This window comes from Oleiphilus sp. HI0066 (assembly GCF_001635725.1).
The window spans coordinates 1-566 of sequence record NZ_LWFH01000290.1 but is presented as its reverse complement, the minus strand read 5'-3'; the positions used below and the strand labels follow the sequence as shown (position 1 = coordinate 566).

Genomic DNA, 566 nt, shown 5'->3' with positions numbered 1-566 from the left:
GCCAGCTTTAGAAATACTGGGGAAATTGAGCANCTTGCGGGCTGCGATAGGCTTACTATTAGCCCGCAATTATTAGAAGAGTTATCAAACGATACAGCCCCACTGGAACAAAAGTTGTTTACTAAATCAACAGAAACGACCACGACTCCTTATTCAGAATCACAATTCCGCTGGGGGTTGAACGCCAGCGCTATGGCAACAGAAAAGCTTGCCGAGGGCATTAGAAATTTCGCTGTTGATCAGCTGAAGCTCGAACAAATACTCAAAGGGTGAGCACTAGATGATATCAAAGCTAAAAGCTTTTTTTACTGAACTCGCTACACAAACGAATCCTGAAGTTAAGCAAAGCTCCATAGAGCTATGCTGTTTTAGCCTAATGTGTATCATCGCTAATATCGACAATGACTTTGATGAAAATGAACGAATCACAATCAAAGAGCTTGGCAAAGAACTTTTTAGCCTAGACGATGCAACCATTTCAGATATCATCAAAGATGCTGAGCAATCAGCGCATGACTCAACTTCTTTGCACCAATTTACCTCAACCATTCACGAGCATCTGCAAG

Annotated in this window: 2 protein-coding genes; both read left to right on the top strand. The window is 41.9% G+C overall.

All coding sequences use genetic code 11. The features are described 5' to 3' along the window. A partial coding sequence (locus tag A3738_RS04295; RefSeq protein ID WP_304440065.1) for a transaldolase family protein occupies positions 1-273 on the top strand: 273 nt, incomplete at its 5' end. Between the two features lie 7 nt (positions 274-280). Further along, positions 281-566, top strand: a 286-nt coding sequence (locus A3738_RS04290; protein ID WP_197473586.1) for a TerB family tellurite resistance protein, incomplete at its 3' end; no start/stop codon positions are given.